General features: G+C 69.3%; 21 protein-coding genes and 3 pseudogenes. 8 read left to right on the top strand and 16 right to left on the bottom strand.

Features of this window, described 5'->3' with window-relative positions; genetic code table 11:
- Nucleotides 1-768: 768 nt before the first annotated feature.
- A complete protein-coding gene (locus ACFY1U_RS43970) occupies nt 769-1,203 on the bottom strand; it encodes a hypothetical protein (RefSeq protein ID WP_390699704.1) in 435 nt (144 codons plus the stop codon).
- Complete coding sequence (locus ACFY1U_RS43975) at nt 1,200-1,346, bottom strand: hypothetical protein (RefSeq protein ID WP_390699705.1); 147 nt, start codon at nt 1,344-1,346, stop codon at nt 1,200-1,202. The genes ACFY1U_RS43970 and ACFY1U_RS43975 overlap by 4 nt, the downstream gene beginning before the upstream one ends.
- A 281-nt stretch (nt 1,347-1,627) precedes the next feature.
- Between ACFY1U_RS43975 and ACFY1U_RS43980 the strand changes: the two genes are divergently transcribed.
- The 3 genes and pseudogenes from ACFY1U_RS43980 to ACFY1U_RS43990 all read left to right on the top strand — a co-directional run.
- The gene (locus tag ACFY1U_RS43980; RefSeq protein ID WP_390699706.1) at nt 1,628-1,768 is read left to right on the top strand and encodes a hypothetical protein; all 141 of its coding nucleotides are present in this window, start codon (nt 1,628-1,630) and stop codon (nt 1,766-1,768) included.
- 382 nt (nt 1,769-2,150) lie between these two features.
- Nucleotides 2,151-2,585: a hypothetical protein gene (locus ACFY1U_RS43985; RefSeq protein WP_390699707.1), complete on the top strand. Its 435-nt coding sequence runs from the start codon at nt 2,151-2,153 to the stop codon at nt 2,583-2,585.
- A 205-nt stretch (nt 2,586-2,790) separates the two neighbouring features.
- Nucleotides 2,791-2,964 (top strand): annotated as a pseudogene (locus tag ACFY1U_RS43990) (transposase); the annotation flags it as partial.
- 391 nt (nt 2,965-3,355) lie between these two features.
- On the opposite strand, the gene ACFY1U_RS43995 reads toward ACFY1U_RS43990, so the two are convergent.
- The 3 genes from ACFY1U_RS43995 to ACFY1U_RS44005 are packed head-to-tail and all read right to left on the bottom strand — an operon-like array spanning nt 3,356 to nt 6,722.
- Nucleotides 3,356-4,885, bottom strand: a complete 1,530-nt coding sequence (locus ACFY1U_RS43995; RefSeq protein ID WP_390699708.1) for a long-chain fatty acid--CoA ligase — start codon at nt 4,883-4,885, stop codon at nt 3,356-3,358.
- A 26-nt stretch (nt 4,886-4,911) separates the two neighbouring features.
- Nucleotides 4,912-5,484 carry a flavin reductase family protein gene (locus tag ACFY1U_RS44000; RefSeq protein WP_390699709.1) on the bottom strand — a complete coding sequence of 191 codons (573 nt, stop codon included), beginning with the start codon at nt 5,482-5,484 and terminating at the stop codon, nt 4,912-4,914.
- Nucleotides 5,481-6,722: an acyl-CoA dehydrogenase family protein gene (locus ACFY1U_RS44005; protein WP_390699710.1), complete on the bottom strand. Its 1,242-nt coding sequence runs from the start codon at nt 6,720-6,722 to the stop codon at nt 5,481-5,483. Before ACFY1U_RS44005 ends, ACFY1U_RS44000 begins: the two co-directional genes overlap by 4 nt.
- A gap of 201 nt (nt 6,723-6,923) precedes the next feature.
- Between ACFY1U_RS44005 and ACFY1U_RS44010 the strand changes: the two genes are divergently transcribed.
- Nucleotides 6,924-7,850 (top strand): LysR family transcriptional regulator, encoded by a 927-nt coding sequence (locus ACFY1U_RS44010; RefSeq protein WP_390699711.1) that lies wholly within the window; start codon nt 6,924-6,926, stop codon nt 7,848-7,850.
- Between the two features lie 6 nt (nt 7,851-7,856).
- On the opposite strand, the gene ACFY1U_RS44015 is transcribed toward ACFY1U_RS44010, so the two are convergent.
- Entirely contained in the window at nt 7,857-8,264 is a 408-nt protein-coding gene (locus ACFY1U_RS44015; protein WP_390699738.1) for an iron-containing alcohol dehydrogenase, read from the bottom strand.
- A gap of 22 nt (nt 8,265-8,286) precedes the next feature.
- Nucleotides 8,287-8,645 (bottom strand): annotated as a pseudogene (locus tag ACFY1U_RS44020) (FAD-dependent monooxygenase); the annotation flags it as partial.
- A gap of 187 nt (nt 8,646-8,832) precedes the next feature.
- Here ACFY1U_RS44020 and ACFY1U_RS44025 point away from each other — a divergent pair.
- The 3 genes from ACFY1U_RS44025 (at nt 8,833) to ACFY1U_RS44035 (ending at nt 11,906) form a co-directional block, all read left to right on the top strand.
- Complete coding sequence (locus ACFY1U_RS44025; protein ID WP_390699712.1) at nt 8,833-10,332, top strand: FAD-binding oxidoreductase; 1,500 nt, start codon at nt 8,833-8,835, stop codon at nt 10,330-10,332.
- A 58-nt stretch (nt 10,333-10,390) separates the two neighbouring features.
- Nucleotides 10,391-11,230 (top strand): SDR family NAD(P)-dependent oxidoreductase, encoded by an 840-nt coding sequence (locus tag ACFY1U_RS44030; RefSeq protein ID WP_390699713.1) that lies wholly within the window; start codon nt 10,391-10,393, stop codon nt 11,228-11,230.
- 214 nt (nt 11,231-11,444) lie between these two features.
- Nucleotides 11,445-11,906, top strand: coding sequence for a LysR family transcriptional regulator substrate-binding protein (locus tag ACFY1U_RS44035; protein WP_390699714.1), 462 nt, complete (start codon nt 11,445-11,447; stop codon nt 11,904-11,906).
- 185 nt (nt 11,907-12,091) lie between these two features.
- Here ACFY1U_RS44035 and ACFY1U_RS44040 read toward each other — a convergent pair whose 3' ends face one another.
- From ACFY1U_RS44040 to ACFY1U_RS44075, 8 genes and pseudogenes are all read right to left on the bottom strand, one after another.
- Nucleotides 12,092-13,429 carry a PucR family transcriptional regulator gene (locus tag ACFY1U_RS44040; RefSeq protein WP_390699715.1) on the bottom strand — a complete coding sequence of 446 codons (1,338 nt, stop codon included), beginning with the start codon at nt 13,427-13,429 and terminating at the stop codon, nt 12,092-12,094.
- Nucleotides 13,430-13,814: 385 nt separating this feature from the next.
- Nucleotides 13,815-14,841: pseudogene (locus ACFY1U_RS44045) on the bottom strand (maleylacetate reductase); the annotation flags it as partial.
- 38 nt (nt 14,842-14,879) lie between these two features.
- The gene (locus tag ACFY1U_RS44050; protein ID WP_390699716.1) at nt 14,880-15,776 is read right to left on the bottom strand and encodes an intradiol ring-cleavage dioxygenase; all 897 of its coding nucleotides are present in this window, start codon (nt 15,774-15,776) and stop codon (nt 14,880-14,882) included.
- Nucleotides 15,777-15,782: 6 nt separating this feature from the next.
- On the bottom strand, nt 15,783-17,549 hold the full coding sequence (locus tag ACFY1U_RS44055) for an FAD-dependent oxidoreductase (protein WP_390699717.1): 1,767 nt from the start codon (nt 17,547-17,549) through the stop codon (nt 15,783-15,785).
- An 8-nt stretch (nt 17,550-17,557) separates the two neighbouring features.
- Entirely contained in the window at nt 17,558-18,928 is a 1,371-nt protein-coding gene (locus tag ACFY1U_RS44060; protein WP_390699718.1) for an alpha/beta hydrolase, read from the bottom strand.
- A gap of 104 nt (nt 18,929-19,032) precedes the next feature.
- The gene (locus tag ACFY1U_RS44065) at nt 19,033-19,179 is read right to left on the bottom strand and encodes a hypothetical protein (RefSeq protein WP_390699719.1); all 147 of its coding nucleotides are present in this window, start codon (nt 19,177-19,179) and stop codon (nt 19,033-19,035) included.
- A complete protein-coding gene (locus tag ACFY1U_RS44070; protein ID WP_390699720.1) occupies nt 19,179-19,400 on the bottom strand; it encodes a hypothetical protein in 222 nt (73 codons plus the stop codon). The genes ACFY1U_RS44065 and ACFY1U_RS44070 overlap by 1 nt, the downstream gene beginning before the upstream one ends.
- A gap of 147 nt (nt 19,401-19,547) precedes the next feature.
- A complete protein-coding gene (locus tag ACFY1U_RS44075; RefSeq protein ID WP_390699721.1) occupies nt 19,548-20,453 on the bottom strand; it encodes a LysR family transcriptional regulator in 906 nt (301 codons plus the stop codon).
- Nucleotides 20,454-20,620: 167 nt separating this feature from the next.
- On the opposite strand from ACFY1U_RS44075, the gene tcuA reads away from it, so the two are divergent.
- Complete coding sequence (tcuA, locus tag ACFY1U_RS44080; protein WP_390699722.1) at nt 20,621-22,093, top strand: FAD-dependent tricarballylate dehydrogenase TcuA; 1,473 nt, start codon at nt 20,621-20,623, stop codon at nt 22,091-22,093.
- A gap of 273 nt (nt 22,094-22,366) precedes the next feature.
- Here the strand turns inward: tcuA and ACFY1U_RS44085 are convergent, their stop codons facing one another.
- Nucleotides 22,367-23,095, bottom strand: a complete 729-nt coding sequence (locus ACFY1U_RS44085; protein WP_390699739.1) for an ABC transporter permease — start codon at nt 23,093-23,095, stop codon at nt 22,367-22,369.
- Between the last annotated feature and the right edge of the window lie 10 nt (nt 23,096-23,105).

Raw genomic sequence — 23,105 nt, forward strand, 5'->3', positions numbered from 1 at the left:
GCCCCAACACACTTAGGTGATCGTCTCAACTAACCAGAATGTTGCTCAATAGACACATTTCAGCCATGAAGAGTGCTGCTAGGGCAAAGTCGACTGCCAGGCGGGCCGCTCGCAGCTTCCTGTCCGCCAGCCAGGCCAGAACCTGTAGTCGGCGGCCCTCGGGAGAAGGCTCCGATTGGGGGCATGCCGTGTGCACTCGACAGCACGGCAACCCCCGCAGCCAGCAAACCACCGGCTATTCCGCACAACGCAGTTGCTTTTGTATCGGCCCTCTGCACCTCGACGAAGGCGCGTTCAGCGTGCCCTTGCAGCCGGTCCATCTCCGTCGGAGTACTGCCTGGCTCGTGCATGCCGTCCCACACCCCTCCGTGGTCGTCGCCTGCTCGTCGTGGCAGTTGCCAGCCTGCGCTCAGCTGGCGAGGATCGATGCCTATCGCAGGGCATGAGGAGCGGTAGGTTCCTCACGCCACGGCCTTCCATGGGTCGTAGTCATGGGGACGTGGGTCGACGCCTGCGGGGCGGCGCGAGAGCCTGCCGCTGGCTGGGCCTCGTTGGGCGGAGGTCAGCTCATGCCTCGGCCGTGACGCTCGTTTGACGCTCCGGGCGTCCGTGGGGTCCTTCGGTGGGGCTACAAATGGCGGCTGACCTGCGAATATGTCAGGTCCTCCCCCCTCTGACGTCTTTCCGATGACGCATCACGTGGAGTGCGTGGCGATCCTCGAACCGGCCGCGAAGGGCTCCTGACCTGCGGTTTTGGGGAATTGTCCCTCAGTTCGACGACCTGGTTCCGGGAGTTGCAACGGGTGGACGTGGGGGGCGTGCCTGAGCTGCGGTTTCCGGGGCTTCGGCAGCGGTCCGCGCGTCGGCGGCGCCGGGCCATGGCGATTTCTTGACGCACGAATGGCGCATGTTCATGCCGAGGAGTTCGTGCAGCTCACGGGATCGGAGCTCCTGGGCGGGGTGCTGGTTGAAGGCGTTCACGATGGCCTGGTAAATGCTGGTCGTCTCCGGCGCTTCGGAGTCTTCTTGGGTCGGTGCGAGTTCGGCGATGACTTGCCGGGTGGTCGCCAGGTCCGTGGGTCGTGCTTCGATCACGGCCGAGGCGGCGGTCAAGTGGTCGATCTGGTCGCGTAGTTCACCGGCCCGGGCCGTGGCCTTCTCGTGCTGCGCCTGGAGGTCTGCCAGGAGCTCGAGGACGTTCACGCAGCCAGCTCGAGGGTGTCGCGCCGGGCCGGACTCGGGGTGGTGAGGCGGCGGGTCATGTTCGCGATGGAGGCCCAGTAGACCCGTGAGGCAGAGGTGTCGGACCGGTGGTCGTATTCACGGGCCAGACGCCGGTGCAACATCAACGACACCAAAGCAACAGCACTGGAGTCAGGGGATGCCTGTCGTTGCTTGCTCGTGGATGTGTAATTATGGGGGATGTTCCGGTGTCCGGTTTGTGTTCTGCTGGTGGTGGTCCGGGGTGTGTTGGGTGAGGGGTGGTCCCGGTGTGTTGGGGGTGCTCCTTTCTTGGCTGGGGGTGGGCGGTCTCCGTGAGCGGGTGTCTGGTTTTCGGCCGGTGCGGCCCGGGTCCGGGGTCTGGCGGGATGGCTGGATCGGCGGGTCCGGGACGCCTGGACTGGCTGTGCCTGTCGGCCAGTGCTGGGCGCGACACGATGACGTCCACTGCGCGGACGGCTGGGGTCGGCTCGGCCCACACCTGGCCCAAGAGATCACCGCACTGCTCGCCACCAAGCCGACCACCGCCACCAAGCCGGCCGCCTGACGTGCCAACGCCAACCAACACCACGCCCGTCGTTCCCTTGCTCGCCACACGCGCATGACACGACCCGATGCCGCCAATCCCCCCAAGACCTGGCCGCGCTGAGCACGGTCGATGACGAAAACGTTCTCAAGACTGCCGCCTCGCGGGCACCGAAGGCGCGTGAGGCGAACCGGTGTCCAGGGGTGGCGTACGAGAGCGCCGCCGCCACCCGTGACCTGCATCGTCGGCTGTGACGGCACGAGAAGCCGCGGACATGAGCTTCTCGCATCAGCAGTCAGACGGTGGCCCGGAGAGCTGGATGGCCCCTCCGTTCGAGCCGCCTCAGACATACAAAGATCAGCCGTATCCGGTTCTCCCACCCCCAACACCATATGGAGACACCATGAGCCTGCGCGACATGCCCGAAACGCAGCGACGACACGCGCTTGAACTGCTCACCGTCAGCGCCATCGGGCTTGTCCCCTGGACCTTCCTGCTGGCTGTGACCCTGCCGACCGACTACCACGTGCATGAATGGCGGGCGGCTTGGGTCGGGTTCGACATCCTGCTGATCGCGGCCATGGCATCCACGGCCTACTTCGGCTGGCGGCAGCGGCCTCGCGTCCTCGCCGTCTCCGCAACGGCCACCGGAGTTCTGCTGATCTGCGACGCCTGGTTCGATGTGTCGCTCGCCATCAACACATCGGATATCTGGCTGTCGTCGGCCCTGGCGGTGTTCGCGGAACTGCCCATGGCGGCCTTCCTCATCCATCGGACGTACTCACTGCTCCCAGCTGCCGTCGCCGCTGATCTCGTCGAGACCGAAGCTGAGACATGACTCCGAGGCTTGTAGTTTGAACATTGGCGCGGTCGGTGCAGTGGGAGCTGCGGTGCTGAGTGGACGTCAAGTCTGATCTTCCTCGGTTCGTGATCGCTCGATCGTGGTGCTGATCGCCAGGTCGACCACTTACTGGGCATGTCCATGCTGTGATGCGGGGCGTGGAGCGAGAGCCATCCCCAGCGACTTGTCGGACGAGCAGTGGATGTTGACCGAGCCGGTGATCACGGCCTGGAAGCAGGACCGGGTGGCCTGGTCGGCGACCGGCGCCCCCGGGGCCTGTGATCTGAGGGAGGTCGTGAACGCGATCTTCTGCCAGAACCGGACGGGCTGTCAGTGGCGCTACCTGCCCCACGATCTACCGGCCTGGTCGGCGGTCCGGCCTGCTGCCGGTCGTTGAGGCCCCTGTGCATACGGTGCTTCCGTGGTCCCCTGGGCGTGCTACCCCGGACACAATGCCCGTCGCGACGATGTCGCGCCGCAGGATAGAAGAGACTGAGCACCATGAACGTCCTGGGTCGTTTGGCGAGGCTGCCGACGAAGCAGTGAACGACGTGGTCCGGTGCGAGCGTCCGGGTGAACCAGCGCTCGCGCAGCTCGCTTTCAGCACGTCGACGACAAGGCCGGCGCGGTGGTGGTCGGCCATCGAGTAGCGACGATCCATCGGGTAGCAGACCCCTGCTCATCTCAACCGTGCTGGATTCGTGCTGGGAAGGACGAGAGCGCCCGTGCTGGGGCTTGCACTGTCCAGAGTCTCGCGGCGGCAGGCCTCATGCCTCCTCGGCGCCGCGGGTCGGCATTGAGTCGTACTGGCTGCGCAGGCGGGCCTTGAGGATCTTGCCGGTGGCGTTGCGGGGCAGGGCGGCGACTAGGACGACCGACTTGGGGAGCTTGTACTTGGCGAGTCGGCCGGACAGGGAGTCCATGATGTCGTCGGGCGACACCTCGGCGCCCGCGCGGGGCACGATCAGCGCTCTGCCGACCTCGCCCCATCGTTCGTCGGGTACGCCGATCACCGCGCATTCGGCGACCGCGGGATGCTGGTAGAGGAGTTGCTCGACCTCTGCGGGGTAGACGTTCTCCCCGCCGGAGATGTACATGTCCTTGATCCGGTCGACGATCGTGACGTACCCCTCCTCGTCGACGGTGGCCGCGTCTCCGGAGCGGAACCAACTTCCTTCGACGAAGGCGTCCTTGGTCGCTTCGGGCCACTGCCAGTAGCCCTTCATCACGTTGAGGCCCTCGATGATCACCTCGCCGACCTCGCCCGGCGCGACATCGGTGAGGTCGGGCCGCACCACGCGTACGTCGGTGAAGAAGCAGGGTGTGCCGGCCGAGCCGGCCTTGCGGATGCCGTCCTGTGCGCGCAGGCCCAGCGCGGCGGGGGCGGTCTCGGTCAGGCCGTACGCCTGGAGGAAGGTCAGGCCACGGTCCTGGTAGGTGTGGATGAGGGCCTTGGGTACGGGTGCCGCCGCGCACTGCAGGATCCGGACCGACGACAGGTCGGCCGTCGCCCACCGCGACGACCGGGCCATGGCCTGGTACATCGCGGGTACACCGAACATCCTCGTCACCCGGTGCTCGGCGATGACGTCGAGCACCCGTTCCGGATCGAAGCCGCGCATCAGCACCGACGTCCCTCCTTTGAGGAAGCCCGGCAGGAAGACGGCGTTGAGGGCGGCGGTGTGGAACATCGGTGCCACCACCAGAGCCACGTCGTCGGAGGCGATGTCCACGTCCAGCAGCATGTTGAAGCAGTTCCAGGCGATGTTGGCGTGGGTGAGCATGACCCCCTTGGGACGGCCGCTGGTGCCCGAGGTGTACTGGATCATGCACACCTCGTCGAGGGCGACCGTCTCGTCCAGGGCGTCGTCCGGCGCGCTCGCGAGCAGTTCCTCGTACGCCGTCCCCACCTCGACGTAGCGCTTCACGTCGACGCCGTCCCTGAACGCGTCGACGATGTCGGTGAGTTCGGCCGCGAACACCAGCGCCGACGCTCCCGAGTCGCCGAGAATGAAGGCCAACTCGGGTGCCGCGAGGCGGGTGTTGAGCGGGACGAAGACGGCCCCCAGCGCATTCGCGGCGAACAGGGTCTCCACCAGGGCCGGATGGTTCGCGCCGAGGTAGGCCACCCGGTCGCCGTGTCCGACCCCCAGGGCGCGCAGGGCGTGCGCGAGCCGCGTCACGCGCCCGGCCAGCTCTCCGTAGGACAGGGATCCGCCGTCGTGCACGACGGCGGTGGCCTCGGGTGCCATGCGGGCGCGCCGCGCGGGCCACGAGCCGAGCCCCTGATTGCGCATGGTGCGTCTCCCTTCTCTCAGGGCTCTCAGAGCCAGTCGGGCCAGGTGTAGTCGGCCGAGTCGTCGTGGTCCCGGCGGGGCGGCAACGGGGCCAGCCGCCCCCGGGAGAAGACCAGCGGGGAGACGCCGGTCTTCTCCACTCCGAGTTCCCGGACGCGGCCGAGGACGAAGTAGTGGTCGCCGAGGGTCCACACGTCGGCGATGTCGCAGTCGATCCAGGCGGCGACGCCCGCCAGGACGGGGCTGCCCGAGGCCGCGCCGCGCCACGGGTGGCGGTCGAAGACGTCGGGTGCCTTGGCGCTGACATCCCGGCACAGGCCCTCCTGACCGGCGGCCAGGACGTTCACGCAGAAGGCGCCGCCGGCCATGATCCTCGGCCAGGTCGTGGAGGAGCAGCCGGGGAAGAACGCGACGAGCGGAGGGTCCAGGGACACCGAGGTGAAGGAGCCGATCACCATGCCGACCGGGGTGCCGTCGGGCTCCTTCGCGGTGACCACCGTGACACCCGTCGGGTAGTGGCCGAGCACGTGCCGGTACCGGCCGGGGTCGTCCGCCGGGCCGCCGCCGGGCGCCGTCGCGGCGGGCGTCGAGCGGTTCACGCCGGGGTCTCCACGCCGAGCAGAGAACGGGCGTAGGCCGTAGCCCACGAACCGTGCTGCGCGTTGATGTGGGTCCTGTACGTGGCGACGTCGCGCAGGTACCGCTGCATGCGCTGGCCGTTCGCCAGCGCGCTGGAGCCACTGGCCGAGGCCAGCATCTCGACGGCCTGACAGGCGAGTTGGCCGGACTGCCGGGCCGTGACGGAGAGGGCCTGGTCGTCCAGTTCGGAGAAGGGCTCGCCCCCCGCCAGGCCCCGGGCGGCGTACGCGAGGTAGTCGTCGGCGACCGACAGGATGATTCGCTGCGCGCTGTCGGCCAGGGCCATGGCCAGGCCGAGGTTGCGCTGATGTTCCGGATCGTGGCTGCGTGGCTTGAAGGGCGGCAGCGTGGTGTTCTTGGTGGTGATGATCCGCCGGTACTCGTCGACTGCGGCCCAGGCGGTGCCCGCCATGATCGAACACAGCTGGATGTTGAAGAACGTCATCAGCCGGCCCGCGTACAGCGGGTTGCCGTGCAGTTCCACCCCCGGCCCGTCGGTGACGTCGCTTGCCGCGAGGTGGGTCCTGGACACGTACTCGTACGGTACGAGGACGTCCTCGGCCACGACGCTGTTGGAGCCGCTGCCGCGGAAGCCCAGGATCTCGCCCCAGTTGTCGAGCATCCGCCAGCCGGAGGGCACAAGCACCATGCCGGGCACGGGCGGTGCACCCTCTTCGTCGAAGATGAGCACGCCACCCAGGAAGTGCGTGGAGACGTTGACTCCGGAGGCGTAGTCCCAGCGGCCGCTGACCAGGTACCCGTCGGGGGTCCTCGTCGCGGTGGCGCTCGGGGCCATCGGCAGCGGGGCCCGGAAGTCACCGTCCGGCCCGAACACTTCGCGCTGGGTGCTCGCGGGGAAGCGGCCGGCCACCACCAGGCTGTGGGAGGCGGCCAGACACAGGTTCCAGCCGCTGGACGGGCAGCCGCGGGCCAGCTCGGTGACCATCCGGGAGTAGGTCCGCAGGTCGAACTCGTAACCGCCGAAGCGGCGTGGCTGGAGGGACCGGTAGAAACCCGCCTTCAGGAACGCCTTGTGCGTGTCCTCGGGGATACCGGTCCGCTGTTCGGTCTCGTCCTGGTGATCACGTAGCCAGCCCCTCATGTCGGCGGCCCGGCGCACCAGTTCCTCCGGTGTCAGATCCGGCTCCGGCTGCGGAATCTCGATGATTTTCTCGGCTGCCTGGGTTGTCTCGGACAATTCGCACCCCATCCGCTGCTGTTCTGGGTCGGCCTGAAGGGAGTGTTGGCAGCGCGGCGAAGGACCGTCCAATGCCGGTATCCGTGGGCTTGATGAGTGCCGTGCATCACAGCAGGTCGAAGGGGGTGACGGGAATGCCGCACATTTCTGCCTGGTGACGTGCGGGGAAGCGCGCTGTAACCTGGCGCGGACCACAGCGCCGTGGACCTCGCCTTTCTGGAGGGCGGAGTGGAACTCCGGAGCCTGCGCCACTTCTCGGCGCTCGCCGAGACCTTGAACTACCGGGTCGCCGCCGAGCGTCTGCACCTCACCCAGCCCGCGCTGACGCGCTCGATCGCCGCCCTCGAGCGTGAGCTGGGCGTCCAGCTGTTCGACCGCGACAAACGGCATGTGGTGCTCACCGCCGAAGGCGCGGAACTGCTCGAACGGGCGGGCGAGGTGCTGGCCGATGCCGACCAACTCGCCGCGGCCGCGGACGCCATCAGGGCCAGGCGACGGGACGAGGTGCGGGTCGCGCTCTACGGGGTGGCTCTCGCGGAGCTGACGCATCCCGTCATCGAGGCGTTCAGCGAGCGGTATCCCAGAGCCACGATCCGGGTGCACGAAGTGGACTTCCACCAGGGGCTCGCCCCGCTGCTGGCCGAGGAGTACGACGTGGCGCTGGTGCCCCTGAACGTCGACATGCCGGGCCTGACACGCGTACCGATCTTCACCGAGCCCCTTTCCCTCGCGCTGTGGAAGGGGCATCCGCTGGCTGGGGCAGCAGCGGTGGACGTGACGGAGGTCTTCGATCAGCCCTGGGTCACCCCCGCGCCGGGCCTCGACTTCTGGGTGGGCGGACGAAACGGGGACGACGCCCCGACGGTCGGCTCCCACGCCCGCTCGGCCCTGGACGTGTCCTTGAAGATCGCCTATCAGCACATGGTGGGACTCATGCCGCTGTCGGCCACCCGTATGTTCCCGCACCCGGGGGTGGAGAACGTCGCTCCTAAGGAGCCCCTCGGCTTGGTGGCCGCCGTCGCCTTTCCGGAGGCGGGTCACTCGCCCGCCGCCCCGGCGTTCGCCGAGCTCGCACGCCGGGTGGCCCGACGCGCGACCGGCGTTCCGTACGCCGAGATCTCCCGGTAGGAGGGGTCAGCCGCCGTACCGGGGCTCGCCCGCCCAGGCCGCGTGCGGGACGGCCCGCAGGTCGTCTGCGGACGCCTCGCGAGGGTTGCCGTATGGTGCCGTGACCGCGAACTTGACGGGCCGGTCGATGTCGGCGGTGGTCAGGTCCAGGTCGGCGAGCGATCGCGGGATGCCCGGCTGTTCGCCCAGCTCGTGCAACTCCCGTTCCGGATCCGGGACATCGAGCGCCCGGCGCAGCGCCGCCAGTGCCTCGGGAACCGCCGGCGCGTTGAAGGCCGGCACATGGGGCAGGACGACGGCGTGTGTCTCGGCGTGCGGCAGGTCGAAGGTGCCGCCGGGCACATGGCAGAGCTTGTGGTGCAGCCCCATGGTGGTGGCGCCGAGACAGGTGCCGCACAGCCGCGCCCCGTACAGCGCGCGGCTGCGCGCGTCATGCGACGATCGCGGCGGAGGTGCAGCGCTGGTTGAGTTCCACGCCGTGGGCGTCGAATTCGTATGCCTTGAAGGCGATCGCCTCCCGCAGCCGCGCCCGCTGCTCCTCGGCCTGCGTAGTGGCGTCCTTGCGGGCGGCGATGTTGGCCCACAGCTGCTCGGGGGTCTGCGGCGCAGGGACGGGGACGCGGTGCCGTCCGGGAGGAGCTTCGGCTTCCACGCCAGGTTGTAGGAGTCCTGGATGGAGGTGTTGGAGCCCAGCCCGTTGGACGGTGGGTGCCGGTGGCAGGCGTCGCCCGCGCAGAACACCCGGCCGCTGGAGTACGTCTCGGCGTACATCTCGTTGACCGTCCACGCGGAGGACGGCTGGGAATCGCTGCCATTGGAGCAAGGGCACGACATCCGCGAGGAACTCTGTGCGAGGCCACCGATGTCACATCCACTTGGCGCGCCAACCATGAGAGCGACCGAGACCGATGACCCGCAGATGCGCCGGGAAATGTGGATCTCCATCGCGAAAGGGCTGGTGAATGCCATGTCACAAGGTGCCATGCATCCGGAAGGGGCCGCGTCCGCCGCGGAGTTCGGCGCGGCCGTCAAAGAGTTCACATCCGCCCTTGGAGAGGACGCCGTACTGACAGACGCGGCCTCGCTGCGCGAGTTCGGTGATCCTTATGCCCCTCCGGAGTGGGCGAATCCGCAGCCCGCGTTGGTGGTGCAACCGGCCTCGCTCGAGGAGGTCCAGGCCGTCGTCCGGATTGCCAACGAGCACCGGCTGGCCCTGTGGACGGTATCGCGGGGCAAGAACAACGGCTACGGAGGCTCGGCGGTCGCCCATCCCGGGTCGGTCTTGGTGCACCTCGGCCGCATGAACAAGGTGGCCGAGGTGAACGAGGAACTGGCGTACGCCGTCGTCGAGCCGGGCGTCTCGTTCTACGACCTGTACGAGGAACTCGGCAGGCACGGCCATCGCCTGTGGGCGGCGGTGCCGGACCTCGGCTGGGGCAGCGTCCTGGGCAATGCCGTCGACCACGGGATCGGGTACGCCCCCAACGGCGACCGTGCGGCGAGCGTCTGTGGCATGGAGGTCGTGCTCGCCGACGGAACGATCGTGCGGACCGGCATGGGCGCCATGGAGGGCAGCCCGAGCCGGCATCTGTCCAAGCGCGGTTTCGGGCCCACGTTCGACGGCCTGTTCATGCAGTCGAACTTCGGCATCGTCACCAAGGTCGGCATCTGGCTGATGCCCAGGCCGCAGGTCTACTCCTCCTGTCTCGTCTCTGTCATCGACGATGGTGATCTTGAGGCTCTCGTGGACATACTCCGGCCGCTGGTGCTCGATGGGACGATCACCGGTCAGCCGGGCATCTTCTCACCGCTGCCTCGTGCCGACTGGGTATCGGGCCCGTGGACGCTCCGTTTCGCGCTCTACGGCCGCGAAGCTGAAGTCGACCTCAAGATCGCGACCATCCGGGACGCCTTCGCGGCGATCGACGGCGCGACGGTGTCCGAGAACCGGTACCACGGTCAGCCGCCGCAGGAGGCATCGCAGACCGACAAGGTGCACGCCGGGGTGCCCAACCAGGACATGATCGACGAGATCGGCCTGGACGACCCGAACCTCCCGCTGGGGCACACCGTCTTCTCCTCGATCGTCCCGAACACCGGCGCCCACGCCCGGGCGATCACCGAACTCTTCCGCAGGCACATGCGTGCGACGGGGTTGCCGGGAGGGCAGTCGCTCGTGGTCCACGGCCGGTACATCACGAATCTGGGCCTCATCGCCTTTCCCCGCGACGATCGCGGAGCCGCCGAGGCGGTCTTCGAGATCTACCGCACGATGGTGCTCGAGGCTACGGCACTCGGATACGGCGAGTACCGGACACACGTCTCGACGATGGACATGGTCGCCGAGCAGTTCGGGTTCAACGACCACGCGCTGCTGCGGACGACCGAGAAGATCAAGGACGCGCTGGATCCGAACGGCATCCTGTCGCCGGGCAAGTCCGGAATCTGGCCCAGCCGCCTTCGTGGCGAGCGGGGGCTGTGATGCACGGCTCGTCGCCGCTGGCATCGAACGCTTCGCAGACGGCTCAGGGAGAGTGCAAATGAGAGAGCTGAACGGCAGGATCGCCGTGGTCACCGGCGCCGGAAGCGGCATCGGACGCGGACTGGCTCTCGGGTTCGCGGGCGAGGGCATGAAGGTCGTCCTCGCCGACATCGACGAACCCGGCATGGAGGAGACCAGGCGGCTGATCGCCGCCGCCGGCGGTGAGGCGAGCGTCCACCGGACCGACGTCCGTGACGAGTCCGCGGTTCAGTCGCTGGCCAGGCACACGATCGACACCTACGGTGCCGTTCACCTGGTGTGCAACAACGCCGGCGTGGAGTGGGGGACTGTGTTCCTGGAGGCCCCGATCGAGGGCTGGAAGTGGGTGATGGACGTCAACTTCTGGGGCACCCTGCACGGCTGCCGCGTCTTCCTCCCCTTGCTCGCCGAGCAGGAGGAGGCACACCTGATCAACGTCGCCTCCTCCGCGGCGCTGAACGCCGTGATGCCCACGTTCGCTCCCTATTCGGTGTCCAAATTCGCCGTGCTGTCGCTCAGCGAGTACCTGGCCGCCGAGCTGAGACTCCAGGGATCGAAGGTCGGGATGTCCCTTCTTGTGCCGGGGTTCGTCAAGAGCGAGTTGCCATGGGCGCAGCGCCATGCCCCCGCCGACGTTCCCGACACCGAGACCAACCCCCTTCGGGCCGCGGTGCAAAAGTCGGTACGGAGTTCCATGGCCGGCGCCAAGGAGCCGAGTGAAGTCGCCGAACAGGTCATCCAAGCCGTCCGGGAAGACCGGTTCTTCATTCTCACCCATCCCGACGAGCAGCTCGATTTTCTTCGCCAGCGTCTGCACTGGATGCAGACCAACGAACCCCCGGAGATCCCCGGAGCCTAGCCCCGGTTTCCTGGCGAGAGACCGCCTGGCGCAGGACCTCCTGGAGGATCTCCTGGACGGGATCCGTGGTTGCTGGCTGGTCTACCCGAACTCGACCAAGCATTTGCCGACGCCGTTCGGACAGAAGCGGCTGCCCAACACGACAGACTGTTCTAGCAGTCCTTCCGCGTGGCGGCCGCACACATCACGGGCCCACTGGCCAGGGTGAGCCCGGATGACCACCGCCAGGTGTTTGCGGCACGAGGTGCGCGTGGCCGTCTACGGCGTCGCTCTGGCCGAACTGACCCATCCGGTTATCGAAGCCTTCTGCCAGCGGTATCCGAACGTCTCGATCCGTGTGTACGACGCGGACTTCCACCGGGGCCTGGACCCTGTACTGGCCGGCGAATACGGCGTCGCCCTGGCGCGTCTCAACACCGACGTGCCAGGGATGACCAGAGTGCCGATTTTCACCGAGCCCGCCTTCGTCGGCCTCTGGAAGGGCATCCGCTGGCCTCGGCGGCCGCGGTGGACGTCGCCGAAGTCCTCGACCATCCCTGGGTCACCCCCGACGCGTGGTCCGACTTCTGGGTGTGCGGAGACCGGCGTGACGGTGCCGCCGCGACGGTCGGGTGCCACGTACGCTCGGCCATCGAGATGTGCTCGACGATCGCCTACCAGCACATGGTGGGGCTGATACCGCTGTCGGGCACTCGGTTGTTCCCGCATCCTGGAGTGGACGGGGTGCCTCCGAAGGAGCCCCTCGCCTCCGTGGCCGCGGTCGCCTGTCCGGAGACCGGTTTCTCACCTGCCGCCCCGGCCTTCGCGAGGTCGCGCGCCGGATGGCCCGGCGCGCGACCGGTGTCCCGCATGCCGAGCCCGTCAGGTGACCAAGGAGCCACCTTCCCTCGGGGGACGCGTCAGCCGTCCGAGACGGGACGCGCTGTTGTCCCCGTCGGAGCGCAATGAGCTCAGGATCGACTCCAGTTGCAGTGCCGCCAGGAGTTCGAAGCGGGCGTCGGGGTCGTCGAGGTCGAGGCCGAGATTCTCCCGGATCTGGTCCAGCCGGTAGCGCAGCGTGTTGGGATGGATGAACAGCGCCCGGGCGGTGTGGGCAGCGCGGCGCTCGTTGACGAGGTAGGCGCGCAGGGTATTGACCAGATCGGACTTCAGGCGCCGGTCGGCGTCCAGCAGGCGTCCCAGCGTCCGCTCGACGGCCTCCCGTTCGGCACCGGAGCCCACGATGTACGCCGCGATCTGGAACACGCCGAGCTCCTGGGCGACCATCACCCGCGACGTGCCGGGAGTGTGCCGTGCCACGTGCATCGCGAACATGCTCTCTCGCAGCGCGTCCCGATAGGCCTCGGGCGTATGGCAGACCCTGCTGATCCCGGCGAAGAGCCCGGACGGTACGGCCGCGTCCAGCAGCCGCGACACTGCGCCGCGCAGATCCTCGCCGGTGCCGTCCGCGGCCATCGGCCACAGGATGATGACGCATCCCCGGAAGGTGCTCAGCAGGCTTTGCGGCGACAGGGCGCGGAGCCCGCCGGCTACGCGGTCGAGCATCGAACGTTCGGCGGGGGTGTCGCCTCCCAACGTCACCAGGGCGTGCGGGGCCTTGAGATCGATCCCCAGCAACCTGGCCCGCTCCGTGGCGGATTCCAGCTGGTCGCTGAGGCCGCTGACGAGTGTTTCGAGGAAACGGCCGTTCATGCGGAGCTCCAGGTCGAACTCCGTCCGCCTGGCGGCGATCGAGACGCCGAGCAGGTCGGCGAGGCGTCCCAGGACCGTCCCGTGCGCGCCGCCACGCGCCGCCGCGCGCAGCGCGAGCCGGCTATGGGGAACGGGGCGGCACGTGTCGTCGTCGGCGGGGTGCCCGGCCGGCGACGAGGCGGCGGCCGGGCTGGCGGGACCCGAAGACACGAATTCCGCCCGGACCTCGGTGCCGAGCGCGACGGAGGCCTGTCGCGCCACTTCGTCGATGCCTGATCCGGTCGCTACGGCCTGTATCGCGCCGTCCAGCAGAGCGGCGTCGCGCCGGAGATTCTCGAGCTCACCGACCACGGGCGCGAACGCGCCGACCATCCGCGCGAGCTCAGCGAGCAACGAGCCGTGCGCGGTGGTGAACATGCCGGGTGTGCGGCTCAGCACGAGTATCCGCGCCGTCGTGGCGCCCTCACTGATCGGCGCGACAAGGCTGTCAGCCATCCTCTCGGTCATCGCGTCGTGGGCGGATTCGGCAAAGCTCTGTGGATCCACCAAACCGACGGAGGCGCGTACGCACGGTATGCCGTCGGCGGTCTCCGCCCAGACGGCGGCGTCGGCGTCCACCAGGCTGCGCGCCGCGTACACCGTGCGTATGCACAGCTCGGTGCGGGATCGCGCACCAGGAAGGTCCCGTACCGCGGTGAGCAGCCCATCGAGGTCGGTATCTGGGCGGTTGGTCGGCTCCGAGGTGCCACCGGCTCCAGAGGCCTGGTCGAGGATGAGAACGGGCAACGCCGTGTCGGGAATGTCGAGTCCATTCGTTCTGTTGCGATGTGCCATGTCGCCTCCGCTGCCGAGTCACCGGTGCGCTGTATGCGGAAGGAGTGCTTTCAGGCGCCGGCAGGCCGCCGGTGTACGCCATCTGCAGGATGGCCCGCAGATCGTCTGCGGACGCCTCGCGAGGGTTGCCGTATGGTGCCGTGACCGCGACCTTGACGGGCCGGTCGATGTCGGTGGTGGTCAGGTCCAGGTCGGCGAGCGATCGCGGGATGCCCGGCCGTTCGCCCAGCTCGTGCAACTCCCGTTCCGGATCCGGGACATCGAGCGCCCGGCGGAAGCGCCGCCAGTGCCTCGGGAACCGCCGGCGCGTTGAAGGCCGGCACATGGGGCAGGACGACGGCGTGTGTCTCGGCGTGCGGCAGGTCGAAGGTGCCGCCGGGCACATGGCAGAGGTTGTGGTGCAGCCCCATGGTGGTGGCGCCGAGACAGGCACCGCACAGCCGCGCCCGGTACAGCGCGCGGCTGCGCGCGTCATGCCCCGAGGGGTCGGCGACGATCTCGGGAAGGGCCGCGGCCATCGCCCGCACACCCTCCTCCGCCATGAGGGAGACGATCGGAGTGGAGTCCGGGGCGTACAGAGCCTCGACGGCGTGCGCGATCGCGTTCATGCCGCTCGTCGCGGACCCCACGGGCGGCATGGTGAGCGTGAGCAGCGGGTCGTGCACGACGCTGCGCGGCAACACCTTCGGGTCGCGCCCGGCGCGTTTGACCGCGCCCTCGGTCAGGCCCCGGACGGGTGTCATCTCCGATCCGGCGTACGTCGTCGGGACGGCGACGATGGGCAGGTCGGTCCTGAGCGCGACGGCCTTGGCCAGGCCGGTCACGGAGCCGCCGCCGACCGCCGCGCAGCCGTCGGCCCGGGCTTCGCGAGCCGCTTCGACGGCCAGGTCGGCGACCTCCACCGGGACGTGCGTCACCGCCCCCGCGTGCAGCCCGGCGCAGGCGTCGCCGAGAGACGCGGTGACGGCACGGGCCCTGTCCAGGCCATGGTCGTCGCACAGCACGAGGACGCGGCGCAGGCCGAGAAGCGCGACCTCGTCGGGCACCGCGTCCGGGACGGCACCCGAGCGGAAGAGGACGCGCATCGGCTGGGCCTGGTAGGTGAAGTCCAGGGCGCGTTCCCTCACGCGATCACCGGTTGCAGCACGATGTCGAAGCGCGCCCGGCGGAAGGGGTTGGCCAGGCCCAACTCCGCGGCCTCCTCGGGTGAGTCCACCTCGACGAACTCCTCGACCAGGCTCTCCTTCACGGCGAAGACGGCGTCCGACTCCAGATAGTCGCTGCCCGCCACGAAGATGTGCGTCGTCACCGGGCTGTACCCCTCGGCGCCCACGATGAAGTGGACGTGGGCCGGACGGTAGGGGTGACGGCCGGTCGCCTCCAGCAGGGAGCCGACCGGCCCGTCCGTCGGAATCGGATACGGGCTGGGAACGCACGAGCGGAACCAGAACCGCCCCTCCGCGTCCGCCGTGAACAGCCCGCGCCCATTGCCCGGCGGCTGCTTCTCCGGCTGCTGGACGTCGTAGAAGCCCTGGTCGTCGGCCTGCCACACGTCCAGCGTCGCGCCGGGCAGCGGGGTGCCGTCGACGGAGACGACCCGTCCGCTGATCACACACGGCTCGCCGCCGCCGACCAGATCGATGTTCGCCCCGAGTTCACGGTCCGGGGACTCGGTCATGTGGAAGGGGCCGAGCACCGTCGAGTCGGTCGCGGCCGCCGCCTTGTGGTCGTTGATCGTCTCGACGAGCATCGACACGCCCAGGACGTCCGACAGCAGGATGAACTCCTGCCGGGTGTCGTCGCACATGTGCCCGGTTGCGGTGAGGAAGTCGATCGCCCGCTCCCACTCGGCCTGGGTCGGCTCGATGTCCCGTACGAAATCGTGCAGGTGATGCGTCAGGGAGGTCAGCACCTCGCGCAGTCGGGGATCGGAGGTGTGGGCGAAGCTTTCCAGCACCGCCGTCGTCGTCGCGGAAGTCGCGGTCTTCGGTATCTTCGCGGTCTTCGCTGTGAGGTCCATGGCCGCTCAGCCCCGCCCGAGGATCGGCCGCAGCGCGTCGCCCAGTGCGGCCGTGACGTCACCGGTGGCGTCCTGGCGGCGGAAGGCCACGTGGTTGTCCGGCCGTACCAGCAGTGCGCCCGAGTCGCCGATCTCCCGCAGCCGGGCCCAGTCCCCGTACGGGTCCTCGTACTCCTGGCCGGGGCCGATGAACGCCGTGGCGATCTCCAGGCCGAACTCCTTGCCGAGGATGCGGGCGGCCTCCGTCCAGGGCTCGCCGCCGATGCCGGTGATCAGGATGAACCGGCCGTTCCTGCCCAGATCCAGGGTGGACAGATTGCGGGTGCCCGCGCAGAGCCAGGCGTGCGGGAGCTTGGCGCCGGGGCGGGTGCTCGGCTGGAAGTGCAGCTCGGGGTCGCGTGCGAAGCCGGGGTCCTCGGTGCCGTCCGGGACGATCGCGGCGGAGGTGCAGCGCTGGTTGAGTTCCACGCCGTGGGCGTCGAACTCGTATGCCTTGAAGGCGATCGCCTCCCGCAGCCGCGCCCGCTGCTCCTCGGCCTCCGTGGTGGCGTCCTTGCGGGCGGCGATGTTGGCCCACAGCTGCTCGGGGGTCTGCGGCGCCAGGCCGCCGATCGCCTCGAAGACGGGTGCCGTCTCACCGATGGACTGATTCGCCCGGGTAACGACCTGCCTGCCGACCGGTGCCCGCTCGTCACTGTAGGTGTCCAGCGGGGACGGGGACGCGGTGCCGTCCAGGACGAGCTTCAGCTTCCACGCCAGGTTGTAGGAGTCCTGGATGGAGGTGTTGGAGCCCAGCCCGTTGGACGGTGGGTGCCGGTGGCAGGCGTCCCCCGCGCAGAACACCCGGCCGCTGGAGTACGTCTCGGCGTACATCTCGTTGACCGTCCACGCGGAGGACGATTTGATGGTCACCGGGATCTCGTCGTCGCCGATCAGCTTGCGGACGACGGACAGGGCGTACTCCTCGGTGAGGTCCGGCGGCCCGGCGTCGACGTCGTAGCCCCACACGATCAGCCACTCGTTCCACGTCCGTACGCAGCGCACCAGGCCGGCGCCGATGCCGCCCACGGTCGCGCCGGGCGCCAGCACCCAGTAGAGGGTGGCGGGTCGGTGCGCCACGTACTGGGTGAGGTCCGCGTCGAAGACGATGTTGATGCTGCCGGCCACGCCCATCTGGCCGCCCATCGGCAGCCCGGCGTCCTCGCCCACCTTGCTGCGGCCGCCGTCCGCGCCGATCAGGTACTTGGCGCGGATGGTGTACGTGTCGCCGCGCAGCCGGTCGCGGACCAGGGCGGTCACGCCGTCGGCGTCCTGCTCGTGCGACAGGTACTCGGTGCCGAACCGCAGTCGGCTTCCGCGTGCAATGGCCGCGTTCACGAGCACCGGCTCCGTGAGGTGCTGCGGCATGTCGCACATGCGGGTGGGGCTCGCCAGCTCGTGCGCGGCCTGCACGAGCGGCTCGTTGCCCCAGGACCTCAGCCGGCCGAGCTCCTCGCCCGCGATGGCGGTGCAGAAGACGGTGTTGCCCATCAGATGCTGCGGGGTGGCCTGGGCGATCACCTCCTCTTCGACACCCAGGTCACGCAGCACTTCCATGGTGCGCTGGTTGGTGATGTGCGCCCGGGGCGTGTCCGCGAGGCGTGAGTAGCGGGTGACCATGACGTTCGGCACGCCATAGGTGCTCAGCGCCAGTGCGGCGCTCGCTCCCGCGGGCCCGCTTCCCACGATGAGCACATCGGTCTCGACGCTCGGCACGGTGGTCACGCTGGTCATCGGGACGTTTACTCCCCGTCTGCCAGTCGTTTGTCCAGCCAGGTCATCAGTGCCTCGGCCACGTCGTCGGAGTTCTTCTCGCCCATGGGCAGGTGACCGTTGCCCGTGAGCCCCAGGTCCGCCAGGCGCAGCAACTCGGCGTCGGCGCCGGCCTGGGCGAGGTAGTCGGCGATACCGTGCTGGAACGCCGCGAACGGCGAGTACTCGGCCGCGACCACGGCAATCGGGAAGCCCTGGAGTCCTGGCAGGGACCGCACGGGGCCTGCCTTCTCGTCCTGGACGAGGCAGTCCTGCAGCCCGTCGCCCCCCGCCTCGCGCAGCTGAAGGCGCAGTTCCTCCGGGGTCGTTATCGGTGGCTCGTAGGTGATTGGGGCGGCGGTGAGCCCCCACTCGAGCTTTCCGAGGCCGGGCAGTTCGGTGAACGGCGGTCCGATCGGCTCGATGGAGACAAGGGCCTTCACCAGCCCGGGCCGGGCGTCGGCGACCAGCCAGCCGAAGGGTCCGCCCATGGAGTGGGTGATCAGCACGGCGGGTCCGATTCGGTCGAGCAACTCGGTCCCGCAGCGCCGCATCTGCTCCTCGTTCTCGGCGAAGGTGGGCAGTGTCGGGCCCTGGCTCGCCATCAACTGGTCCAGTGCGGGGTCGTCGCCGATCTCGCCGCTGCCGGGCCACTGGCTGCCGGGTCGTTGCGCCCCGTCGCAGAACAGCCAGCGGGTGAACTCGTATGTCGGTGCCGCGCCCTGGATGGGTCCGAGGACGTCGGGGTGGTACGGGGAGCGGCCGTGGCCGGGTCGGTCGACCACGTACACGGCGTAACCGGCCTGGAGGAACCGGGTGGCCCAGCCGGGGCGGCCGTCCGGCGTCGACAGGTAGTCCGTGCCCTGGCCGCCGCCCCCGTGGACCATCACCACGGGCAGCGGATGCCGGAGATCGGCCGGGATCTGGTACTGGACGTACATCGCGGCCTCGGCGGCGGTCCCGGCCTCGGTCGGCTTGCGCCCGACACCGACCCAGAACGCGCCTTGCTCGCTGATCGTCAACGGCGCGGTGGCACGGGCCGGCTCGGCGGTTGCGGGTGGGGGGGAGATGGTCATCGGTGAACCTCCGTCACGGCGTCTGCGCCCATCCCCAGCACTATTGGTGACCGGCTCCGGACCGGTCCAATGCCGTTTGGGGACGCCGTGATGCATGGCGCTCATCAGCGTCCCCGAGGGCGGCTGCTTCGGCGGGAGGGTGTGCGTGGCGGGGAGGGTGATCGGGGCGTCGGTGCAGAGCGCGGCCTCCAGCTGCTCGACGAACGGTAGTTTGTGCTGCGGGTCGCGGTCGGAGAGGCCGGTCAGGTGGAAGCTGCCGGTGCCGACCCGTCGCTTGGCGCGCACGACGTCGAAGTCGAGGGGCGCCGGCCGTGGAGCGATCTACCGAACGAGCCTGATGGCACGGAAGTTCGAGCGACAGTCGTGTCCCTCGGTTTGGGAATCGCTTCTCATATGCCGCCATTGGCCTGCGGGAACATGACGAACCCGGGGACCTCGATGCCGGGTGTGAGGCCGAAGGTGTCCTCGAAGAAGGCGACGGTCTTGTCGAACTCGCCGGGGACGACGGCGTTCCAGGTGATGGCCTGCGTCTTCATCACTCTGTGCGTTGCTGTGGTGCCCACGCTCGGAGCGCCGCGTCCACCACACTCTCCACAGTCTCGAGTCCGAGCGTGACACCCACGAGGAAACGCCGATGGACGAGCGGCCCGACGGTCGTCATGGCGAACGTCTCGGCCGTTACGTCGTCGCGCAGGCGCCCCCGGGCGACGGCAGCGGTGACGGCAGGGCGCAGGGAGTCGACGATCTGGGTCAGCATCCCCGCCTGGCGCTGGAGGGCATGCAGGCCTCAACGGCGAGCCCGCGTCCGCTCCTGCGTCCGCTCGCGCAGCTCGGCGGTCACGGGTCCTGGGCACGCCCTGCGGGACGGCGGCGGTCGCCGGCAGTCACACCGCGGAACGCCTCTCTAGGAACCCAGGGCCCCGGCGGTCTCGATGAACAGTTCCGCGATGGCCTTGGCTGACGGCGTCGGTGGATTGTCGCGCAGCCGGGTGAGCAGGATGCGGCGAACCGGGGCCGCGGGGCCCAGGTCGATGGTGGTGACGTCATCCCGCAGGCCGGCCAGGGCGAACCTGGGGGCGAGCGTGATGCCCAGGCCGACCGCCGCCATGGCCTGGGCCTCCTGGTAGTCGTGCGCCCGGTAGGCGATCTTCGGCTCGAAGCCGGCGGCACGGCAGCTACGGGTGAGCAGTTCGGCGACCGGGTGATCGCTCCGGACGATCCAGTTCTCCTCGGCCAGCTCCTCAAAACCGGCGGAGTGCCGGGCGGCGAGCGGGTGGCTGGTGGCGACGACCAGGCAGGTGGGGTCGTCCAGCAGATGGATCACATCGAGGTTGGTCTCGTCCAGGCGCCGCCACGGGTAGTCCCACATCAAGGACAGCTCGATCTCCCGGCTCTCCAGGAGGTCCATCAGGCCGGCGTTGCGGTCGCTGTGCACGGCCAGCTCGACCTGCGGGTACCGGGTGCGAAAGGCGCGCACGACGCGGGGCAGCAGGGATGCGGCGATGGTGGGGAAGGTACCGATGTGCAGGGTCCCGCTGTGCAGGCCCGCGAGGTCATCGAGGGATCGGCGTGCGGCCCGCAACTGGCGATCGATCCGTGCAGCATGCTCGGCCAGCGTGCGGCCGGCCTCGGTGAGCGTGACGCCCCGGGGGTGCCGCGCGATCAGCGGCTGCCCGGCCTCTGCTTCCAGCCTGCTGATCTGCTGGGACACCGCCGAGGGCGTATAGCTCAGGGCAATCGAGGCCGCCGTGATGGACCCCCGGCGAGCCACCTCGGCCAGCACCAGCATGCGGCGTACGTCGAGGCTCATCCCAACCGCCTTAAGCATGTGTGAAAGCAGCTTCAATTTCTTTCGATTGTACTGATGGCGCTGCTGGCGCATCGTCGTACTGACCGGCAGGCGGGCCGCGCGGCCGTCGACCCGCTCACCGGGCCCTCCGATCCGGCCATCTGCCAGGCGAACCCAGGGGAGTACACATGACCGAGCAGTGGGACGTCGTCGTGGTCGGCGGCGGGAACGCCGGCTTCAGCGCGGCTCAGTCCGCCCGACAGCAGGGAGCACGGGTGCTGCTGCTGGAGAAGGCCCCCCGTCAGTGGGCCGGAGGAAATTCCTACTTCACTGCCGGGGCGATGCGCACCAGCCACGGCGGGCTCACCGACCTCACCTCGCTGGTCGAGCCACTTCCCGGGGACCGCGCAGGACGCGTCGACCTCGCCCCCTACACCGACGACGACTTCCTCGCCGACCTGACCCGGGTGACCCAGGGAAGGACCGACCCCGAACTCGCCCGGATCCTGGTCGGTGAATCCCGCGAGACGATGACCTGGCTGCGCAGCCTCGGCCTGCGATTCGAGCTCATGTTCCACCGGCAGGCTTACGAGGTGGACGGGCGCTACCGGTTCTGGGGCGGACTGGCCGTCGGCGTGGTCGGCGGGGGCAAAGGAATGATCGACCAGCACCTTGCCGCCGCCGATCGCAGCGGCATCGAAGTCCGCTTCGACAGCCCCGTCACCGGCCTGGCCACCGGACCCGACGGCTCCGTCCGCGGCGTGATGCTCGCCGACGGGCAGCGCATCGAGGCCGACGGCGTGGTCCTCACCAGCGGCGGCTTCGAGGCCAACCCGCAGATGCGGGCCGGCTACCTGGGCGCGGGCTGGGACCTGGCCCTGGTGCGCGGAACCCCGTACAACACCGGCGAGGGCATTCGCATGGCCCTGGCGGCCGGCGCGCAACCCTACGGCCACTGGAGCGGCTGCCACGCGGTGGCCTGGGACAGCCAGGCCCGAGCGACCGGCGACCGGGAGCTGACCAACCAACTCACTCGCGGCGGCTACCCGTTCGGCATCGTCGTCAACGCCGAGGGGCGCCGGTTCGTCGACGAGGGAGCGGACTTCCGCAACTACACCTACGCCAAGTACGGTGCCGAGATCCTCAAGCAACCGGCAGGCGTCGCCTACCAGCTCTTCGACGCGGCGTCCGCGCCGCTGCTGCGCCCCGAGGAGTACGCCTCGGCGGGCATCACCAGGGTGGAGTCCGACACCGTGGAGGGCCTGGCCAAGGCACTCGGCATGGACGAGGGCCGGCTGGCGGAGACGGTTGAGCAGTTCAACGCCGCCGTTGTCCCCGGTCGCTTCGACCCGACGGTCAAGGATGGCTGCCGGACCGAGGGCATCACCCCTCCCAAGTCCAACTGGGCCCAGCCGCTGACCACTCCTCCGTACGTCGCCTTCCCGGTGACCTGCGGCATCACCTTCACCTTCGGCGGGCTGCGGATCGACGCCGACGCGCGCGTGCTGGACCTGAGCGGCCGCCCCGTCCCTGGGCTGTACGGGGCCGGCGAACTCGTCGGCGGGCTCTTCTGGTTCAACTACCCTGGCGGCTCCGGCCTCACCGCCGGTTCGGTGTTCGGCAGGCGCGCCGGGCGCTCAGCAGCCGCCGGCACGCGTTGACGGCGACGCCGCAACGGGTTGGATCACACGGTGTGTGGTAGATGCGATGACCGCCGGCTTCGTCGTTGAAGTCGGCCCGCGCGCCTCAGCGGTTGCTGACGCACGGCTGTGGTGGTGACGCACGTATCGCGAAGCCGTTGCGGGTCCGGTCGAAGGGCTCTGACGGAGGCAGGGACCCGGCCACCGGCGGTCACCGCCGGGGCCGGCGCTCGGCCGGTCCCGGGCGGGATCCAGGGGTGGAACGGGCCGTCGGCCGGTGCGGCCGACGAGGGGTCAGTGGCTGAGCCGGGCGAACCGGCGCAGGGCCAGCGGGAAGAAGACGGCGAACAGCCCCACCGGCCAGAGCACGGCCGCCAGGACGTGCCCGGACGCGCCGCCGACGCTGCCGAACAGGTCCCGTACCGCCGTCGCGGTCTGGGACATGGGGTTCCACCGCACCACTGTGCCCAGCCAGTCCGGCATGGACGCGGGGGTCGCGAGGGCGTTGGACAGGAATCCCACCGGCCAGACCAGGATCTGCACGGCCTGCACCAGCTCCGGTTTCCCGGCCACCAGGGCCAGGTAGATGCCGATCCACAGCATCGCGAACCGGAACAGCAGCAGGAGGCCCACGGCGCCGAGGAACCCGCCCGCCGTTGTGTGCGCCCGCCAGCCGATCGCGTACCCGACACCGATCATCACGGCGAGGCTCACCGCGGACTGCAGCATATCCGCGGCCGAACGGCCCACCAGCACCGCGCCGTTGGCCATCGGCATGGACCGGAACCGGTCGATCACGCCCTTGTTGAGGTCCTGGGTGACCGCGATCACCGTGCTCTCCAGGCCGAAGGCCATGGTGAGGGCGAGGATGCCGGGCACCAGGTAGTCGATGTAGTCGCCGCCGACGTCCCGGCCGCCGCCGATCAGGTAGCCGAACATCAGCAGGATCATCACGGGGAAGACCACGCCGACGGCCACCTGTACCGGCTGCCGGCCCCAGTGGGCGAGTTCCCGCCGGGTCATGGTCCAGGAG

Origin of the sequence: Streptomyces sp. NPDC001351 (genome assembly GCF_042896045.1) — a bacterium.
Classification (GTDB): Bacteria; Actinomycetota; Actinomycetes; order Streptomycetales; family Streptomycetaceae; genus Streptomyces.